This window comes from Streptomyces sp. ITFR-16 (assembly GCF_031844705.1).
Taxonomy (GTDB): domain Bacteria; phylum Actinomycetota; class Actinomycetes; order Streptomycetales; family Streptomycetaceae; genus Streptomyces.
The window spans coordinates 6,653,004-6,670,397 of the sequence record NZ_CP134609.1 but is presented as its reverse complement, the minus strand read 5'-3'; the positions used below and the strand labels follow the sequence as shown (position 1 = coordinate 6,670,397).

Sequence of the window (17,394 nt, the reverse complement as noted above, 5' to 3'; positions counted from 1 at the left end):
TGGGGTGGGCGACCACCCAGTAGGCATAACTATGCAATCCTCTGCATGGTTTGTCAAAGCAGAATGTGGGCCGTCCGGAGCAGAACGCGGGGTGGCGCGGGCATGGCCGGGCTACCGTCCGGACATGCGAAGACTTCTGGCGACCTGTTCCGTTCTGCTCGCTCTCGGCGGCCTGGTCGGTGCCGCGCGACCGCCGTTGGCCACCGCCCCGCTGCCGGTGCGGCTGGCCGACACCGGGGGCGGTACGCAGTTGATCACCGCGGTGGCGGCCGGGACCGGGTCCACCACGGGGACAGTGACCTGGTGGGATCTGCGCGCCGGGCGGTGGGTGGAGGCCGGGTCGGCGCCGGCCAGGTTCGGGGCGAACGGGCTGACCGAGGGGGCGACACGCGAGCAGGGGACGAACACGACGCCCACCGGGCTGTACGACCTGCCGTACGCCTTCGGGACCCAGGCGGCCCCCTCGGGCACCCGCTATCCCTACCGCCGGGCGACCAGCGCCTCGTGGTGGTGCGAGGACAACGAGGCCCGCGACTACAACCGCTGGGTGGAGCCGCTGCCTTCGGACTGCCGGGCCTCCGAGTCCGAGCGGCTGACCGCGTATCCGACGCAGTACGCCCGGGCGCTCGTCGTCGGGTTCAACTACGCCAAGCCCGTACGGGGCCGGGGCGCCGGGATCTTTCTGCATGTCAACGGCAACGGCGCGACCGCCGGCTGCGTCTCCGTACCGGCGGCCTCGATGGACCGCGTCCTGGCCTGGGCCGACCCGGCGCGCAGGCCGCACATCGCGATCGGGACCCGGTCGGGCCCGACCGCGATCACGCGCTACTGAGCGCCGGCGGCCGTCAGCGCTCGTTCTGCGCGAGCCGCAGCAGATGGTCGGCGAGCGCCTGGCCGCCGGCCGGGTCGCGGCTGATCAGCATCAGCGTGTCGTCGCCTGCGATGGTGCCGAGGATGTCGTGCAGTTCGGCCTGGTCGATCGCCGAGGCGAGGAACTGGGCGGCGCCCGGAGGCGTGCGCAGCACCACGAGGTTGGCCGAGGCCTCGGCCGAGATGAGCAGTTCGGCGGAGAGCCGCCGCATCCGCTCCTCCTTGGCCGAACCGCCCAGCGGTGCCTGCGGGGTGCGGAATCCGCCCTCGCTCGGCACCGCGTAGATCAGCTCGCCGCCGGTGTTGCGGATCTTCACCGCGCCCAGCTCGTCCAGATCCCGGGAGAGCGTCGCCTGTGTGACGCTCAGCCCGTCGTCCGCGAGGAGCTTGGCCAGCTGGCTCTGCGAGCGCACCGGCTGCCGGTTGAGGATGTCCACGATCCGGCGGTGGCGTGCCGTGCGGGTCTGCGGCACGGACGGCCCCCCGTGTTCGGAATCCTGCGCCTCGGTCATCGTCGTCGCCTCATTCTCCGGACCGCCCGTCCTCGTACGCCGCGTCGAGAGCGCCCGGCAGCGCCCGGAGGAACGCGTCCACCTCCGCGTCACCGATGATCAGCGGCGGCATCAGCCGCACGACATCGGGGGCGGGCGCGTTCACCAGAAGTCCGGCTCCCTGGGCCGCCTGCTGCACCTGGGGTGCGAGGGGCCCGGTGAGCACGATACCCAGCAGCAGGCCCGAGCCGCGGACATGCGAGACCAGGGGGTGTCCCAGGCCCTCCACGCCCTCGCGGATCCGCTCGCCGAGCCGCTTCACCTCGTCCAGGGCGCCGTCGGCGGCCAGGGTGTCCAGGACCGCGAGGCCGGCGGCGCAGGCGACCGGGTTGCCGCCGAAGGTCGTACCGTGCTGGCCGGGGCCGAGCAGGTCGGCCGCGGCGCCGAACGCCACGGTGGCGCCGATCGGCAGCCCGCCGCCGAGGCCCTTGGCGAGGGTGACCAGATCGGGTTCCACACCCTGGTGGGCCTGGTGCTCGAACCAGGTGCCGCACCGGCCGATGCCGGTCTGCACCTCGTCGAGGACGAGCAGCGTGCCGGTGGCCCGGGTGATCTCCCGTGCCGCCTCCAGATAGCCCTTGGGCGGAACGACCACCCCGTTCTCGCCCTGCACCGGCTCGATGATCAGCAGCGCGGTGTCCGCGGTCACCGCGGCCCGCAGCGCCTCGGCGTCCCCGTACGGGACATGCGTGACGTCACCGGGCAGCGGGACGAACGGCTCGCGCTTCTTGGGCTGGCCGGTGAGCGCGAGAGCGCCCATGGTCCGGCCGTGGAAGCCGCCGTCGGTGGCGACCATGTGGGTGCGCCCGGTCAGCCGGCCGATCTTGAACGCGGCCTCGTTGGCCTCGGCGCCGGAGTTGGAGAAGTAGACCTTGCCGGTGCGGCCGAAGAGCTGCAGGAGCCGTTCGGCGAGGGCGACGGGCGGTTCGGCGATGAAGAGGTTGGAGACATGGCCGAGCGAGGCGACCTGCGCGGAGACCGCCTCGACGACGGCCGGGTGGGCGTGGCCCAGGGCGTTGACCGCGATGCCGCCGACGAAGTCGAGGTACTCGGTGCCGTCGGCGTCCCACACCCGGGCGCCCTCACCGCGGACGAGAGACAGCTTCGGGGTGCCGTAGTTGTCCATCAGCGCGGCCTTCCAGCGCTGCGAGAGCTCGGCGTTGGTCATGCTTCCCCCTGTGCGTCGGGCACGACCATCGTGCCGATTCCCTCGTCGGTGAAGATCTCCAGCAGGATCGAGTGCTGGACCCGGCCGTCGATGACCCGGGCGGTCTCCACGCCGTTGCGCACGGCGTGCAGGCAGCCCTGCATCTTCGGCACCATGCCGCTGGAGAGTTCCGGCAGGAGCTTCTCCAGTTCGGTGGCGGTGAGACGGCTGATGACGTCGTCGCTGTTCGGCCAGTCCTCGTAGAGGCCCTCGACGTCGGTGAGGACCATCAGCGTCTCGGCGTTCAGCGCGGCGGCGAGCGCGGCGGCCGCGGTGTCGGCGTTGACGTTGTAGACGTGGTGGTCGTCGGCGGAGCGGGCGATCGAGGAGACGACGGGGATCCGGCCGTCGTCCAGCAGTGCCTGGATGGCCCCGGTGTCGATCGCGGTGATCTCGCCGACCCGGCCGATGTCGACGAGCTCGCCGTCGATGGTGGGCCGGTGCTGGGTCGCGGTGATCGTGTGCGCGTCCTCGCCGGTCATGCCGACGGCGAGCGGGCCGTGCTCGTTGAGCAGGCCGACGAGCTCGCGCTGCACCTGGCCCGCGAGCACCATCCGTACGACGTCCATCGCCTCGGGCGTGGTGACGCGCAGCCCGGCCTTGAACTCGCTGACCAGGCCCTGCTTGTCGAGCTGGGCGCTGATCTGCGGGCCGCCGCCGTGCACGACGACGGGCTTGAGGCCGGCGTGCCGCAGGAAGACGACGTCCTGGGCGAAGGCCGCCTTCAGCTCCTCGTCGACCATGGCGTTGCCGCCGAACTTGATGACGACGGTCTTGCCGTTGTGCCGGGTCAGCCAGGGCAGCGCCTCGATGAGGATCTGCGCCTTCGGGAGTGCGGTGTGCTTCCGCGCGGCGCTCATGAGCTGTACGCGCTGTTCTCGTGGACGTAGTCCGCGGTGAGGTCGTTGGCCCAGATGACGGCCGACTCGGTGCCCGCGGCGAGGTCGGCGGTGATCCTGACCTCCCGGTAGCGCATGTCGACCAGGTCGCGGTCCTCGCCGACTCCGCCGTTCTTGCAGACCCAGACGCCGTTGATGGCGACGTTCAGCTGGTCCGGCTCGAAGGCCGCCTTCGTCGTGCCGATCGCGGACAGCACCCGGCCCCAGTTGGGGTCCTCGCCGTGGATGGCGCACTTGAGGAGGTTGTTACGGGCGATGGAGCGGCCCACCTCGACGGCGTCGTCCTCGGTCGCGGCGTTGACGACCTCGATCCGGATGTCCTTGGACGCGCCCTCGGCGTCACCGATCAGCTGGCGGGCGAGGTCGTCGCAGACGGTGCGGACGGCCTCGGCGAACTCCCCCTGCTCCGGGGTGATCCCGCCGGCTCCGGAGGCCAGCAGGAGCACGGTGTCGTTGGTGGACATGCAGCCGTCGGAGTCGACCCGGTCGAAGGTGGTGCGGGTGGCGTCGCGCAGCGCGGCGTCCAGTCCGGCCGCGTCCACGTCGGCGTCGGTGGTGAGCACGACGAGCATGGTGGCGAGGCCGGGGGCCAGCATGCCGGCGCCCTTGGCCATGCCGCCGACGGTCCAGCCCTCGCCGCCGGCGACGGCGGTCTTGTGCACGGTGTCGGTGGTCTTGATGGCGATGGCGGCCTTCTCGCCGCCGTGCGGGGAGAGCTGGGCGACCGCCTTGTCGATGCCCGGGAGGAGCTTGTCCATGGGCAGCGGCAGGCCGATCAGCCCGGTGGAGGCGACGGCGACCGTGCCGGCGCCGTGCCCGCCCGTCTCGTCGTACCCGGCGCTGTTCAGGGAGGCGGCGGCCTTCTCGGCGGTGGCGTGGGTGTCCTGGAAGCCCTGCGGTCCCGTACAGGCGTTGGCGCCGCCGGAGTTGAGGACGACGGCGGTGACCTCGCCGCCCTTGAGCACCTGCTCCGACCAGAGGACGGGGGCGGCCTTGACGCGGTTGGAGGTGAAGACACCCGCGGCGGCGCATCGCGGCCCCTGGTTGACCACGACGGCCAGGTCCGGGTTACCGCTCTCCTTGATTCCGGCGGCGATGCCCGCCGCCGAGAATCCCTGTGCTGCCGTGACGCTCACGGTGCGACTCCGATCGTGGAAAGACCTGTGCCCTCGGGAAGTCCGAGGGCGATGTTCATGCTCTGCAGGGCCCCGCCCGCGGTGCCCTTGGCGAGGTTGTCGATGGCGCTGATCACGATGACGCGGCCCGCCGCCCCGTCGTACGCGACCTGGATCTGGACGGCGTTGGAGCCGTACACGGCGGCGGTCGCCGGCCACTGCCCCTCGGGCAGCAGATCGACGAACGGCTCGTCCGCGAAGGCCTTCTCGTACGCGGTACGGACCAACTCGGCGCTCACGCCCGGCTTCGCCTTCGCGCTGCACGTAGCGAGGATGCCGCGCGGCATCGGTGCGAGCGTCGGCGTGAAGGACACGGTGACGGGCTCGCCGGCGGCGGCGCTGAGGTTCTGGACCATCTCGGGCGTGTGCCGGTGGACCCCGCCGACGCCGTACGGGGACATGTTGCCCATGACCTCGGAGCCGAGCAGGTGCGGCTTGGCCGCCTTGCCGGCGCCGGAGGTCCCGGACGCGGCGACGATCACGGCCTCGGGCTCGACGAGCTGGGCCGCGTACGCCGGGAAGAGCGCGAGCGAGACGGCGGTCGGGTAACAGCCCGGCACCGCGATCCGCTTGCTGCCCGCGAGCGCGGCGCGCCCGCCGGGCAGTTCGGGCAGCCCGTAGGGCCACGTACCGGCGTGCGGGGAGGCGTAGAATTTCTCCCAGTCGGCGGCGTCCTTGAGCCGGAAGTCGGCGCCCATGTCCACCACGAGCACGTCGTCACCGAGCTGCTCCGCCACCGCGGCGGACTGCCCGTGCGGCAGCGCGAGGAACACCACGTCGTGCCCGGCGAGCACCTCGGCGGTGGTCGCCTGGAGGACGCGGCCGGCCAGCGGGCGCAGATGCGGTTGCAGCGCGCCGAGCGGTTGGCCCGCGTTGGAGTTGGCGGTGAGGGCCCCGATCTCGACCTCGGGGTGAACGAGCAGAAGGCGGAGCAGCTCCCCGCCTGCGTATCCGCTCGCCCCGGCCACTGCTGCACGTACCACCATCGAAATCCTCCTCGTCGATGGCATGACTATACGCAGCGTCGCAGTTTTATGCAAAGGCGATATCGAGCCGGTTCAAGCACCGCCGGACCGGTCGAGCCAGGCCGAGGCACAGCACCAGGCGCATCCGGTCCGGTTCGCGGTACGCGGCCAGCGCCTCACGCACACGCTCCTCGGCCTCGTCGTGGCGCCCTTGCCCATTGATGGCGAACACCAGCCCGTTACCGGCGGCCGAGCCGCTGGGCCCGGTCGGAGCGCAGGTTCAGGGTCTGCCTCCGCCTCGGCGTACCGCCCGGCCACGAACAGTTCCGTGGCCCGGGATAGGGGGTCGCCTTCGTACGTCTGACGCGCGACCGGAAGAGTTTCGTGCCGGGAGCACAGGGAGGCAACGGCACGCCGTTCCACGCGAGCCTCCCCGGTCGCCCGGGCGTGGCACGACGGGGAGCCCCTGGACGGGATCCGCCGGGTGGCGCCCGTCGGCTCACCCCTCCGGCGGGAGGTCGTTCATGGGTCCGGTCCGGTTCGGCGACCGGTTCGGTAGCGGCCCGGGGTCGTGCCGATGATGTTCGTGAACGCGGCGATGAAGCTGCTGGGGTTGGCCCATCCGCAGGCGGAGGCCGTACGGAGGGTGTCATGGCCCTCTGCGAGGAGCACGAGCGCGTGGTGGACGCGCAGATGGGTGCGCCACTCGTAGAAGGTCATGCCGAGTTCGTCGTGGAGGAGCCGGCTGAGAGTGCGGCTGCCGGCGCCGACTGCCCTTCCGAGCTCGGCCAGCGTGGCGTTGTCCGCGGGGTTTTCGCGCAGGGTCCGGGCGACGGCCCGCAGCCGGTCGTCCCGTGGTTCGGGCAGGTGCAGGGCCGGTTCGGGCGCTTCGCGGAGTTCGTCGACCAGGACGCGCAGGAGGCGGTCGCGTGCCGCGCCGGTGTAGCGGGGCGCGGCGTCCTCGTAGGTGTGGGGGCCCGTCAGGGCGAGCAGGGCCTCGCGGGCGAGTCCTGAGACCAGGAAGACGGTGGGACGGTCCGGGACGAGCCGGGCGAGGGACGGGGCGAGAAAGACGATCCGCATATCGGTGTCGCCGTGGGCGCGGTGGTCGTGCGTGAACCCGGCGGGCGTCCAGGCGGCCCGGTCGGCGGGAACGATCGACGTACCGCGCTCGGTGTGCACCGTCAGGACGCCGCCGGCCGCGTACACCAGGTGTCCCTGGGCGTGCGACCGAGCCCCGCTCGTCCCGCCGGACGGCCACAGGTGGCGGCCACCGGATGGCCACACATGTGAGGTCACACCGGCGCGCGGGCGAGGTTGGCGGCGAACGGGCATCAGTTGGCATGTTAGCGGTGGCAGGCCACGCCGGGATCCGAGGACGCTGGCTCCATGGGGGGCGGTTCTCAGTCGCGCGCGGAGCGCCGGGCCGCGCTCCGGGAGAGAGGGAGAGACACATGGCGACGTTCGTCCTTGTACCCGGTGCCTGGAAGGGCTCCTGGGCGTTCGAAGCGGTGGTTCCGCTGCTGGAACGTGCCGGTCACACCGTTCACGCCCTGACGCTCACCGGTCTGCGGCCGGACGACGGCCCTGCGGCGGTCGCGGCCGCCAACCTCGACACGCACGCCGACGACGTGCTGCGGCTCCTCGACCGCCACCGCGTCACCGGTGCGACGCTGGTCGGCCACAGCTACGCCGGGATGGTGATCGCGGCCGCCGCCGACCGCGCCGACGGCCGGATCGCACGGCTGGTCCATCTCGACGCCTACGTACCGCGCGACGGCGAGTCGTGCTGGTCCTCGACGAACGACCACTTCCGCGACGTGTTCGCCACCGGCGCCTCGGCCACCGGTTACGCGGTCGCACCCCCGGGCAGCGGCGGCGATCCGCGCCGCCGCCCCCATCCCCTCGCCTCGTTCCTGCAGTCGGTCCGGCTCACCGGCGCGTTCGACCGGGTCCCCCGCCGGGAGTTCGTCCACTGCTCGGGCTGGGAGGACCGCACGCCCTTCAAGGGACTCCGCGCCCGGCTCCTGGCCGACCCCGGGTGGCGGGTCCACGACCTCCCGACCGGGCACGACGCCATGCACGAGGCGCCGGAGGCGGTCGCCGCGCTGCTGCTCGGCGACTGAGGCGCGGGCGGGTGCCTCAGGCCGCGCCGCGGGGAAGGGCGAACGACCGGATCTCCTCCACGATCCGGTAGCCGGCGCTCGTGTAGAGGTTCATCGCCACCTCGTTGCCGCCCCACACGGTGAACATGAGCACCCCGTCGTCGGCCGCGAGCGTCGCCCGTTCACCGGCGGCCATCGCGGCCCGTCCGTACCCCTTGCCCCGGTGGCGCTCCTCTATGTGCAGCGAGAAGCCGTACGTGGTCCCCGGGAGGTGACGGTGCTTCAGCCAGCCGGTGCCGATCCGCTCCCCCTCCGCCTCCAGGACCAGGAACGTGTGGTCGGGCGTCGACAGGCCCTCGGGGATCAGCTTGGCGAAGTCGTCGTCGGACTTGCGCGCGGCCTCCTCGGGGCCGAGGGCCCCCGCCCGGACGATGTCCCCGATGTAGCCGGCCTTCTCGGCGGCCAGCCACTGCGGGTATTCGGTCCCGGTCATCGGGCGCGCGGTGACACCGTCCACCGGCTCCGGCGGGGCATCGATGCGCCGGGCCCTGAGCTGGCCGTGCACACCGTACGCGTCGAAGAGGTCCCCGGCGGGCTCGGTGAGCCGTATGTCCACCCGGCGCGCGCCCCGCCGCGCGCACCACTGTTCGGCCCAGTCCCGGGCGGCCTGTTCGTACCCCCGGCCGGCGTGGTCCGGGTCGATGCGGAGGTCGCCGATCCGTCCCGCCGGCGCCTCGTCGTCGGCTGTGACGGCGACGGCGACGTATCCCACGCGGGTCCCGGCGTCCGTGATCGCGGCCACGGTCCAGTCGGCCGGACAGCCTCGTATGTCCCCCATCATGCGCGCGGCCGCAGGACCTGTCAGCCCCGCCGCCAGGTGCGAGGCGGTCAGCCGCCGCTCGAAGTCCCGCTGCCAACCCGCTGTGTCGTCAAGGACGTTGAAGTCTGTCACCGGGGCACACTAGCCGCCCCGCCGTCCGGCCGTCTCAGACGATCGGCTCGCCGATGGCCAGCAGGTTGCCCTCGCTGTCGCGGAACCAGGCCCCTCGTTCGCCCCGAGCGCCCTTGCCCGGGTAGTTGCCCTCGACCTCCGCGATCCCGCCCCTCGTACGGAGACCGGGCACGTCGACGTCCTCGAACACCACGCCGCGGCCTCTCAGGTCCCGCACCGCCGCCTCGATGTCGTCGACCTCCCATGCCATCTGGGTGAAGGCTCCGGACGAGGCGCCCGTCGAGCGGAACACCACGAAGTCCACGCCCCCGCACCGGTACAGAAGGCCGCCCGGCCGTTCGTCCACGGGGTCCAGCCCGAGCGCCTCCGCGTAGAAGCGCCGCGCCCGGTCCAGGTCCTGGGCTGGCAGCCGGGTCGCCACGCGCGAGCGGACCAGCATGGTGCCGGCGCCCTCGCTGCCGCCCGCGCCTCTCCCGCCCGCGTTCCTGCCGTCTGTGTTCATGTCTCCACACTGCCTCCGGTGGTGTCCGACCGCGAGGAGGCGGCGCTCCCGTCGCTCTCCCGGTTGGCGCGGTCGATCTCGGCCATGTGCTCCTCGGCCCAGGCCCGCACCATGGCGAGCGGTTCCTCCAGGGAGAGGCCGAGCGGGGTGAGGCGGTAGTACACGCGCGGCGGGACCGTCGGTTCCACCCGGCGGCCGGCCAGACCGTCGCGGGTCAGGCCCTGGAGAGTGGCGGACAGCATCTTCTGCGAGATGCCGGGCATCCTGCGCCGCAGCTCCGCGAAGCGCACCTCCTCCGGGGACGCCTCCGCCAGCACTTTGACGGCCATCGACATCCACTTCGTGCCGATCCGGTCGAGCAGGCCCCGGGTCGGGCACTTCGGGTCGAACAGATCTCCGCGATTTCCCTGCGGGGACCGTGGCACCGGGGAGGTCACCTGGAGCTCACCACCTGAGGCGGAAGTGCCGTCTTGGCACCTCCGGAGTAGTTACCTATCGTTTTGTAGTAACTAATCGTAACCACTTCGCAGCCCCGGTCGCACCTGGAGTCCCCGTGTCCGCAGCCCCGTCCAGTCCCGCCGGCACCACCCGTCCGGCCCGCCCCGAGCTCCGGCGGGTCGAGGCCAACGGCATCGAGCTCAACGTGGCCATCGCCGGGGAAGGCCCCGCCGTCCTGCTGCTGCACGGCTTCCCGCACACCTGGCGGCTGTGGACCCCCGTCATGGACAGGCTCTCGGACCGCTTCCGGGTCATCGCACCGGACCTGCGGGGCTTCGGGGCGAGCACCAGGGCCGAGGACGGCTACGACGCGGGCACGCTGGCCGAGGACGCCGAGGCCCTGCTCCACGCCCTCGGCGAGACGTCCGCGGCCGTCGTCGGCATCGACGCGGGTGCGCCGCCTGCCTTTCTGCTGGCCATGCGCCGCCCCGGCCTCGTCCGGCGGCTGGTGGTCATGGAATCGCTGCTGGGCCGGCTGCCGGGCGCCGAGGAGTTCCTCGCCGCGGGAGCGCCCTGGTGGTTCGGCTTCCACTCCGAGCCCGGCCTCGCCGAGTCCGTACTCCCCGGGAACGAGCACCGGTACATCGACTGGTTCCTCGACGCCGGCACCCTCGGGCAGGGCATGGACCCCGCCGTCCGGGCGGCCTTCCTCGACGCGTACACCGGGAGCGAGGCCCTGCGGTGCGCGTTCTCGTACTACCGCGCGCTGCCGTCGAGCGCCGGACAGATCCGGGACGCCGTCGGTACGGGCCGGCTGACCGTGCCCGCCCTGGCCATCGGCGCCCGCCCCGTCGGCAGGGCGCTCGAACAGCAGCTGCGGCCGGTGGCGGACGACCTCACCGGCCATGTCATCGAGGACTGCGGGCACATCATCCCGCTGCACCGGCCCGCCGAACTGCTCCGGCTGCTGGAGCCGTTCCTCGCCCCGGAGGCGGCCACCGCACCGGTCGCGGAGGGCTGACCGGCGCCCGGCCGGACACACCCGCCTCCGTTCGCCGGGAGCCCCGGACGGCCGCGTACCCTCACGTCCCATGCCACCCTCGCGCCTGCACCACGTCGCGGTCCTCGTGCTCGAAGGCGCGAAGCCTCTCGATGTCGGCATCCCCGCGCAGGTGTTCACGACCCGCGCGAGCATGCCGTACGAGGTACGGGTGTGCGGCGCGGCGCCCGGCCTCGTGACCGGCGGCGACGGGCTCGCGTACTACGTCACCCACGGGCTCGACGCGCTCGCCTGGGCCGACATCGTCTTCGTACCCGGCTACCGGCTGCCGGACCGCGACGACCCGCCGCAGGCCGTCATCGACGCCCTGGTCGGTGCCCATGCGCGGGGCGCGCGGCTCGCCGCGATCTCCACCGGGGCGTTCGCCCTCGCCGCGACCGGGCTGCTCGACGGCCGGCGGGCCACGACCCACTGGCACTACACCCGGGCGCTCGCCGCGAAGTATCCGCTCGTCCGGGTCGACGAGAACGTGCTGTTCGTCGACGAGGGGAGCGTGCTGACCTCGGCGGGCGCCGCCTCGGGCATCGACCTGTGTCTGCACATCCTGCGCGGCGATCTCGGGGTCGCCGCGTCGAACTACGCGGCCCGGCGCCTGGTCGCGGCCCCCTACCGCAGCGGCGGGCAGGCCCAGTACGTGCCGCGCAGCGTGCCCGAACCGCTGGGTGAGCGCTTCGCCGCCACCCGTGAATGGGCCCTGCACCGGCTCGGGGAGCCCCTCACCCTGGAGGTGCTCGCGCGGCACGCGGCGGTCTCGCCCCGCACGTTCTCCCGGCGCTTCGTCGAGGACACCGGGTACACCCCGATGCAGTGGGTGATGCGGGCCCGTATCGACGTGGCCCGTGAGCTGCTCGAACGCTCCGAACGGGGCGTCGAGCAGATCGCCGCCGACGTCGGGCTCGGCACCGGCGCGAACCTTCGGCTGCACTTCCAGCGCATTCTCGGGACCACGCCGAGCGAGTACCGGCGCACCTTCGCCCAGGGCGAGTAGGCCGCCGCCCGCTGTGGCGAGATCCTTACGGACCATGGCGATCCCGCCGCTGTCAGGGGGTGCGGGCCGGGAGTGATGCTGGGTGCGAAGAGAGAAGGGACATCTCACATGACTCGCATCGCCATCAACGGATTCGGCCGCATCGGACGCAATGTGCTGCGCGCGCTGCTCGAACGCGACACCGACCTCGAAGTCGTCGCCGTCAACGACCTCACCGAGCCCACCGCACTCGCGCGGCTGCTCGCGTTCGACACCACGTCCGGCCGGCTGGGCCGCCCGGTCTCGGTGGACGGGGACACACTCGTCGTCGACGGCCGCCGCATCAAGGTGCTCGCCGAGCGGGAGCCGGCGCGGCTGCCGTGGGCCGAACTCGGCGTCGACATCGCCCTGGAGGCGACCGGCCGCTTCACCTCGGCCAAGGCCGCCCGCGCCCACCTCGACGCCGGGGCGAAGCGCGTGCTGGTCGCCGCGCCGTCGGACGGCGCCGACGTCACCCTCGCGTACGGGGTCAACAACGACGCATACGACCCCGAGCTGCACACGATCGTCTCGAACGCCTCCTGCACGACCAACGCGCTCGCCCCGCTGGCCGCGGTGCTCGACGACCTCGCGGGCATCGAGCACGGCTTCATGACCACCGTGCACGCCTACACGCAGGAGCAGAACCTCCAGGACGGTCCGCACCGCGACCCCCGCCGCGCCCGTGCCGCGGGCGTCAACATCGTGCCGACCACGACGGGCGCCGCCAAGGCGATCGGCCTCGTGCTGCCCGGCCTCGACGGCAAGCTGTCGGGCGACTCCATCCGGGTCCCCGTGCCGGTGGGTTCCCTCGTCGAGCTGAACACGACGGTGTCGCGCGACGTCACGCGCGACGAGGTGCTGACGGCGTACCGCAACGCGGCGCAGGGGCCGCTGGCGGGCGTGCTGGAGTACTCGCAGGACGCGCTCGTCTCGTCCGACATCACGGGCAACCCGGCCTCCTCGATCTTCGACTCGGAGCTCACCCGGGTCGACGGCCGCCACATCAAGGTGTCCGCCTGGTACGACAACGAGTGGGGCTTCTCCAACCGGGTGATCGACACGCTCACCCTCCTCGCCGGCCGCTGACCGGCGCGCGGGGGCGGTCCGCGCCGCCCCCGCCGGCCCGTTCCGTGAGCGGTGCACGGTCCTCGACTCCCTTGCCCGCCGGTCGAGTTCACCTTCCGTTCACGGGGCAACCTTCTTCCTGTCGCGTGTGTCTCACCTGTGAGCCCTCACACCTCGTACGCCATTGGCTCCGCGTACGCGACCAAGGAGAATTTTGTGGGCATTCGCACCATGCTGGCCGCAGCCGTGTGTGCTGCCACGGCGCTGTCCGGCGGCACGGCCGTCGCAGCGACCGAAGGCACGTCCGCGGGTACGGCCGGGGGAACAGCAGCGACCACCGTGCGCGAGGACTTCAACGGGGACGGCTATCAGGATCTCGCCGTCGCCGCCCCCGCCGCCACGGTGGCAGGTCACTCCTGGGCCGGATACATCACCGTCAGCTATGGCTCCGCCCAGGGCCTGACGACGGCACGCACCACGATCATCGATCAGAACACCGCCGGGGTACCGGGGGAACCCGGCGACGATCACGGCTTCGGCTACCGGCTGTTCGCCGAGGACCTCGACCACGACGGTCTGACCGACCTGGCCCTGGTCACCCATGAATGGTTCCCGTCCGAAGGCTCCGCCATCAACGGCTCCGTCATCGTGCTGTGGGGCCGCACCGGCGGCATCACCGGACAGGGCGCGGTCCGTATACCGGCCCTGCCCGACACCCAGGTGGGAGACAACCTCACCGCCGGTGACTTCGACGGCGACGGGACGACGGACCTGATGATGCTGCACGGGGACGACGGGGACCAGCGCAGCGTGCTCTACGGGCCGTTCAGCCGGGCCGGACAGCCCAGCCGCGAGCAGCGGATCTTCATGTTCAGCACCGACAACTACATGTCGAACACCGCGGCCGGCGACTTCAACGGCGACGGCATCGACGACCTGTGCACCTTCTACGTGTACGAGAACCACGCCGAGGGCGGCAAGCTGTGGCTGGGGACCCCCAAGGGCCTGTCCACGACCTCAACCGCGCTCCCCAGCGCTGCGGCCACCGCGGTCGGTGACTTCGACAAGGACGGCAAGGCCGACCTCGCCACCCGGGTGATCCCGAACGGCATCACGGAGGACCTGCCCACGGACCCCGGGACCATCAAGATCTACTACGGCTCCGCGTCCGGACCGAGCACCACCCGGACCAGGACGATCACCCAGGACACCGCGGGCGTGCCCGGAGTGAGCGAGAAGGGCGACCAGTTCGGCGCCCGGCTCAGCACGGGTGACGTCAACGGCGACGGTTACGCCGACCTCGCCGCCGGGGTGCCCTTCGAGGCCATCGAGAAGACCAAGGGGGCCGGCGCGGTCGTCCTGCTGAAGGGGGGACCGGGCGGGCTGAGCGGTACGGGCTCGCAGTCCTTCCACCAGGACAGCGCGGGGGTGCCGGGGGTGGCGGAGGCCGGTGACCACTTCGGCGGTTCGGTCCGTCTGCTCGACATCAACAAGGACGGCAAGGCGGACCTGGCGTCCGGCGCCCCGGAAGAGGACCTGGACGCGGTCGCGGACGGCGGCGCGGTGTGGTCCCTGCGGGGCGTCTCGTCCGGCCTGACGGCTACGGGCGCCTTCGCCTTCAACCCGGTCGACCTGGGCGCACCCGTGGCCAAGGCGCACTTCGGCCTGGACCTGTCCAACGACAACGGCGCGAACATCGGCTGACGTACCCGCGAAACAAGGTGGGGTGGTGCCGTTCCGTCTGCACGGAACGGCACCACCCCACCTCGCGTATCGCGTGTCAGGCGCCGGGCTCCTGCGGCCTGGCGGCCCGCTCGGCGTTGCGCTCCTTGATGCGGACGGTCTCCTTGCGGACCTCCGCCTGCGTGGCGCGCTCCTTCTGCAGCCACTCGGGGTTGTCCTGCTTCAGCGCGTCGATCTGCTCCGTGGTGAGGGCGTCCGTGACACCGCCGCGGGCGAGGCCGGAGATGGAGACCCCCAGCTTGGCCGCGACCACCGGGCGGGGGTGCGGGCCGTTGCGTCGCAGGTCCTGCAGCCACTGGGGCGGATCGGCCTGGAGGGCCGCCAGCTCGGCGCGCGAGACGACACCCTCCTGGAACTCGGTGGGGGTGGCCTCGAGGTACACACCCAGTTTCTTCGCCGCGGTCGCGGGCTTCATGGTCTGGGTGGTCTGGTGCGACGTCATGGGTCCAGGGTATCGAGCGTGTGCGGCGCCTCCGACCACGACCGGTAACCTGGCGGGGTGACAGGCTCGGAAGCATCCCCTTCGTTCCGGCTGGCGTACGTCCCCGGAGTGACGCCCACCAAGTGGGTGCGGATCTGGAACGAGCGCCTGCCCGGCATCCCGCTGACCCTGGTGCAGGTGGCCTCCGCCGACGCCCAGTCGCTGCTGCGCGAGCGCGGCGCCGACGCGGGCTTCGTCCGGCTGCCGGTCGACGGTACGGATCTCAGCGCGATCCCCCTCTACACCGAGCAGACCGTCGTCGTGATCCCGAAGGACCATGTGGTGGCGGCGGTCGAGGAGCTCTCCCTCGACGAGCTGGCCGACGAGATCGTGCTGCACCCGCTGGACGACACCCTGGTCTGGGAGCAGTTGCCCGGCCGGCCCGCGATCGAGCGTCCGGCGACCACGGCGGACGCGATCGAACTGGTGGCGGCGGGGGTGGGTGTGCTCGCGGTCCCGCAGTCGCTCGCCCGGCTGCACCACCGCAAGGACCTGACCTACCGGCCGCTGTCGGACGCCCCCGAGTCGCGCATCGCGCTGTCGTGGCCCGAGGAGGCGACCACGGACCTGGTGGAGGACTTCATCGGGATCGTCCGGGGGCGGACGGTGAACAGCACGCGCGGGCGCGGTACCACCTCGGCCACCCGCCCGGAGGCGAAGGCGAAGCGCGCCGACGGCGGAGCCCGGAAGTCCGCCGGGGGCGCGGCGGGCAGGGGCGCCCGGGCAGGGTCCGGCGGCGCCAAGGGGGCCAAGGGAGCGCGCGGCGCCAAGGGCGCGGGCTCCAAGAGCGCGGGGGCCAAGCGCGGCAAACCCCGTCGGCGTCCGTAGGCCGGGGCGGGCGGTCCGCGCGCCCGTCCGGCACGCCTGTCGTGTCACCCCTGAGCGTGTTTCGCCGCGCCCGCTCGACACACCCGTACGGGCAGATGTCAGGATGGTTCCATGACGAGCAAGGTTTACTTCGACATCACCATCAACGACGAGCCCGCCGGGCGGATCGTCTTCAATCTGTTCGACGACGTCGTTCCCAAGACCGCGGAGAACTTCCGCCAGCTGGCGACCGGCGAGCACGGCTTCGGCTACAAGGGTTCGTCCTTCCACCGCGTCATCCCCGAGTTCATGCTCCAGGGCGGTGACTTCACCCGCGGCGACGGCACGGGCGGCAAGAGCATCTACGGCGCGAAGTTCGACGACGAGAACTTCAAGCTGGCGCACACCAAGCCCGGCCTGCTCTCCATGGCGAACAGCGGCCCGAACTCGAACGGCTCGCAGTTCTTCATCACCACGATCGTGACGTCCTGGCTGGACGGCAAGCACGTCGTGTTCGGCGAGGTCGCCGACGAGCAGAGCATGGAGCTGGTCAAGAAGATCGAGGGGCTCGGCTCGCAGAGCGGCCGCACCAAGGCGAAGGTCACCATCGCCGACTCCGGGGTCCTCTGACCCCGGCTCCCTCGCGAAGCAGCTGACCGGACGCGCCGGCCGACGAACCCCGTCGGCCGGCGCGTTCCGTCGTATCCGGGCTGTTTTCCGCAGCGGCGTACCGGTCGATGCACTGTCAACCGACAGTTGACACCCCGGGTGTGTCAACCTAAGGTTGACACATGACGCATCCCACAGGCCCTACGGTGCCGGTCCGTCTCGACGACCTCATCGCGGCCATCAAGAAGGTCCATCCCGACGCCCTCGACCAGCTCCAGGACGCCGTCATCGCCGCCGATCACCTGGGCGATGTCGCCGACCACCTGATCGGCCACTTCGTGGACCAGGCACGGCGCTCCGGCGCCTCCTGGACCGAGATCGGCAAGAGCATGGGGGTGACCCGGCAGGCGGCCCAGAAGCGGTTCGTCGCCAAGGACCCCGGCGAGGGCTCCGACCTCGACCCCAGCCAGGGCTTCGGCCGCTTCACCCCCCGCGCCAAGAACGTCGTGATGGCCGCGCAGAACGAGGCGCGCGCCGCCGGCAACACCGAGATCGGCACCCCGCACCTGGTGCTGGGCCTGCTCAGCGAGCCGGAAGCACTCGCGGCGGCGTTCATCAGGGCACAGGGCGTGGTCCTGGACACCGTCCGCCAGGCCGCCACCGAAGTCCTCCCGGCGGCCTCCGAGGGCGAGATCCCGGAGCTGATCCCCTACAACGCGGACGCGCGCAAGGCGCTGGAGCTCACGTTCCGCGAGGCGTTGCGCCTGGGGCACAACTACATCGGTACGGAGCACATCCTGCTCGCCCTGCTGGAGCACGAGAACGGCAGCGGACCGCTGAGCGGCCTCGGCGTCGACAAGGAGACCGCCGAGCGGGGCATCACCGAGGCCCTGTCGCTCCTCGTCAACGCCCAGCAGCCGGCCTCCGGGGAGACAGCGGCCGAGGAGGGCTGACCC

Annotated in this window: 20 protein-coding genes; 9 read left to right on the top strand and 11 right to left on the bottom strand. The window is 72.0% G+C overall.

From position 1 onward, the window contains the following. Nucleotides 1-124 precede the first annotated feature (124 nt). A complete protein-coding gene (locus tag RLT58_RS29635) occupies nt 125-832 on the top strand; it encodes a L,D-transpeptidase family protein (protein ID WP_311313427.1) in 708 nt (235 codons plus the stop codon). Between the two features lie 13 nt (nt 833-845). On the opposite strand, the gene RLT58_RS29630 is transcribed toward RLT58_RS29635, so the two are convergent. From RLT58_RS29630 to RLT58_RS29600, 7 genes are all read right to left on the bottom strand, one after another. Beyond that, nucleotides 846-1,382, bottom strand: a complete 537-nt coding sequence (locus RLT58_RS29630; protein ID WP_311313426.1) for an arginine repressor — start codon at nt 1,380-1,382, stop codon at nt 846-848. A 10-nt stretch (nt 1,383-1,392) separates the two neighbouring features. Then, entirely contained in the window at nt 1,393-2,589 is a 1,197-nt protein-coding gene (locus RLT58_RS29625; RefSeq protein ID WP_311313425.1) for an acetylornithine transaminase, read from the bottom strand. Then, a complete protein-coding gene (gene argB / locus RLT58_RS29620) occupies nt 2,586-3,488 on the bottom strand; it encodes an acetylglutamate kinase (RefSeq protein WP_311313424.1) in 903 nt (300 codons plus the stop codon). The genes RLT58_RS29625 and argB overlap by 4 nt, the downstream gene beginning before the upstream one ends. Continuing rightward, the gene (gene argJ, locus RLT58_RS29615) at nt 3,485-4,663 is read right to left on the bottom strand and encodes a bifunctional glutamate N-acetyltransferase/amino-acid acetyltransferase ArgJ (RefSeq protein ID WP_311313423.1); all 1,179 of its coding nucleotides are present in this window, start codon (nt 4,661-4,663) and stop codon (nt 3,485-3,487) included. The genes argB and argJ overlap by 4 nt, the downstream gene beginning before the upstream one ends. Further along, entirely contained in the window at nt 4,660-5,688 is a 1,029-nt protein-coding gene (argC, locus tag RLT58_RS29610; RefSeq protein ID WP_311313422.1) for an N-acetyl-gamma-glutamyl-phosphate reductase, read from the bottom strand. Before argC ends, argJ begins: the two co-directional genes overlap by 4 nt. Nucleotides 5,689-5,734: 46 nt before the next feature. Continuing rightward, on the bottom strand, nt 5,735-5,899 hold the full coding sequence (locus RLT58_RS29605; RefSeq protein WP_311313421.1) for a hypothetical protein: 165 nt from the start codon (nt 5,897-5,899) through the stop codon (nt 5,735-5,737). Between the two features lie 290 nt (nt 5,900-6,189). Beyond that, a complete protein-coding gene (locus RLT58_RS29600) occupies nt 6,190-6,876 on the bottom strand; it encodes a helix-turn-helix transcriptional regulator (RefSeq protein ID WP_311313420.1) in 687 nt (228 codons plus the stop codon). A 245-nt stretch (nt 6,877-7,121) separates the two neighbouring features. On the opposite strand from RLT58_RS29600, the gene RLT58_RS29595 reads away from it, so the two are divergent. Next, entirely contained in the window at nt 7,122-7,793 is a 672-nt protein-coding gene (locus RLT58_RS29595; RefSeq protein ID WP_311313419.1) for an alpha/beta fold hydrolase, read from the top strand. A gap of 16 nt (nt 7,794-7,809) precedes the next feature. On the opposite strand, the gene RLT58_RS29590 is transcribed toward RLT58_RS29595, so the two are convergent. Genes RLT58_RS29590 through RLT58_RS29580 form a run of 3 tightly spaced genes read right to left on the bottom strand, consistent with a single transcriptional unit; the run spans nt 7,810 to nt 9,663 of the window. Then, nucleotides 7,810-8,724 (bottom strand): GNAT family N-acetyltransferase, encoded by a 915-nt coding sequence (locus tag RLT58_RS29590; RefSeq protein ID WP_311313418.1) that lies wholly within the window; start codon nt 8,722-8,724, stop codon nt 7,810-7,812. 34 nt (nt 8,725-8,758) lie between these two features. Continuing rightward, nucleotides 8,759-9,226 (bottom strand): VOC family protein, encoded by a 468-nt coding sequence (locus RLT58_RS29585; protein WP_399131696.1) that lies wholly within the window; start codon nt 9,224-9,226, stop codon nt 8,759-8,761. Next, nucleotides 9,223-9,663, bottom strand: a complete 441-nt coding sequence (locus tag RLT58_RS29580) for a winged helix-turn-helix transcriptional regulator (protein ID WP_399131695.1) — start codon at nt 9,661-9,663, stop codon at nt 9,223-9,225. The genes RLT58_RS29585 and RLT58_RS29580 overlap by 4 nt, the downstream gene beginning before the upstream one ends. 116 nt (nt 9,664-9,779) lie before the next feature. Between RLT58_RS29580 and RLT58_RS29575 the strand changes: the two genes are divergently transcribed. The 4 genes from RLT58_RS29575 to RLT58_RS29560 all read left to right on the top strand — a co-directional run bounded on the left by RLT58_RS29575 (nt 9,780) and on the right by RLT58_RS29560 (nt 14,502). Next, nucleotides 9,780-10,685, top strand: a complete 906-nt coding sequence (locus tag RLT58_RS29575) for an alpha/beta fold hydrolase (RefSeq protein WP_311313416.1) — start codon at nt 9,780-9,782, stop codon at nt 10,683-10,685. Between the two features lie 70 nt (nt 10,686-10,755). Further along, nucleotides 10,756-11,712, top strand: coding sequence for a GlxA family transcriptional regulator (locus RLT58_RS29570; protein ID WP_311313415.1), 957 nt, complete (start codon nt 10,756-10,758; stop codon nt 11,710-11,712). 108 nt (nt 11,713-11,820) lie between these two features. Beyond that, nucleotides 11,821-12,819: a type I glyceraldehyde-3-phosphate dehydrogenase gene (gap, locus tag RLT58_RS29565; protein WP_311313414.1), complete on the top strand. Its 999-nt coding sequence runs from the start codon at nt 11,821-11,823 to the stop codon at nt 12,817-12,819. A 210-nt stretch (nt 12,820-13,029) separates the two neighbouring features. Continuing rightward, nucleotides 13,030-14,502, top strand: a complete 1,473-nt coding sequence (locus RLT58_RS29560) for an FG-GAP and VCBS repeat-containing protein (RefSeq protein WP_399131974.1) — start codon at nt 13,030-13,032, stop codon at nt 14,500-14,502. 76 nt (nt 14,503-14,578) lie between these two features. Here the strand turns inward: RLT58_RS29560 and RLT58_RS29555 are convergent, their stop codons facing one another. After that, nucleotides 14,579-14,983: a DUF5997 family protein gene (locus RLT58_RS29555; RefSeq protein WP_311313412.1), complete on the bottom strand. Its 405-nt coding sequence runs from the start codon at nt 14,981-14,983 to the stop codon at nt 14,579-14,581. A 57-nt stretch (nt 14,984-15,040) separates the two neighbouring features. On the opposite strand from RLT58_RS29555, the gene RLT58_RS29550 reads away from it, so the two are divergent. From RLT58_RS29550 to RLT58_RS29540, 3 genes are all read left to right on the top strand, one after another. Then, nucleotides 15,041-15,850: a LysR family substrate-binding domain-containing protein gene (locus RLT58_RS29550; RefSeq protein ID WP_311313411.1), complete on the top strand. Its 810-nt coding sequence runs from the start codon at nt 15,041-15,043 to the stop codon at nt 15,848-15,850. A 111-nt stretch (nt 15,851-15,961) separates the two neighbouring features. Beyond that, nucleotides 15,962-16,459 (top strand): peptidylprolyl isomerase, encoded by a 498-nt coding sequence (locus RLT58_RS29545; protein WP_311313410.1) that lies wholly within the window; start codon nt 15,962-15,964, stop codon nt 16,457-16,459. A gap of 161 nt (nt 16,460-16,620) precedes the next feature. Beyond that, nucleotides 16,621-17,391: a Clp protease N-terminal domain-containing protein gene (locus tag RLT58_RS29540; RefSeq protein WP_311313409.1), complete on the top strand. Its 771-nt coding sequence runs from the start codon at nt 16,621-16,623 to the stop codon at nt 17,389-17,391. Nucleotides 17,392-17,394: the final 3 nt, after the last annotated feature.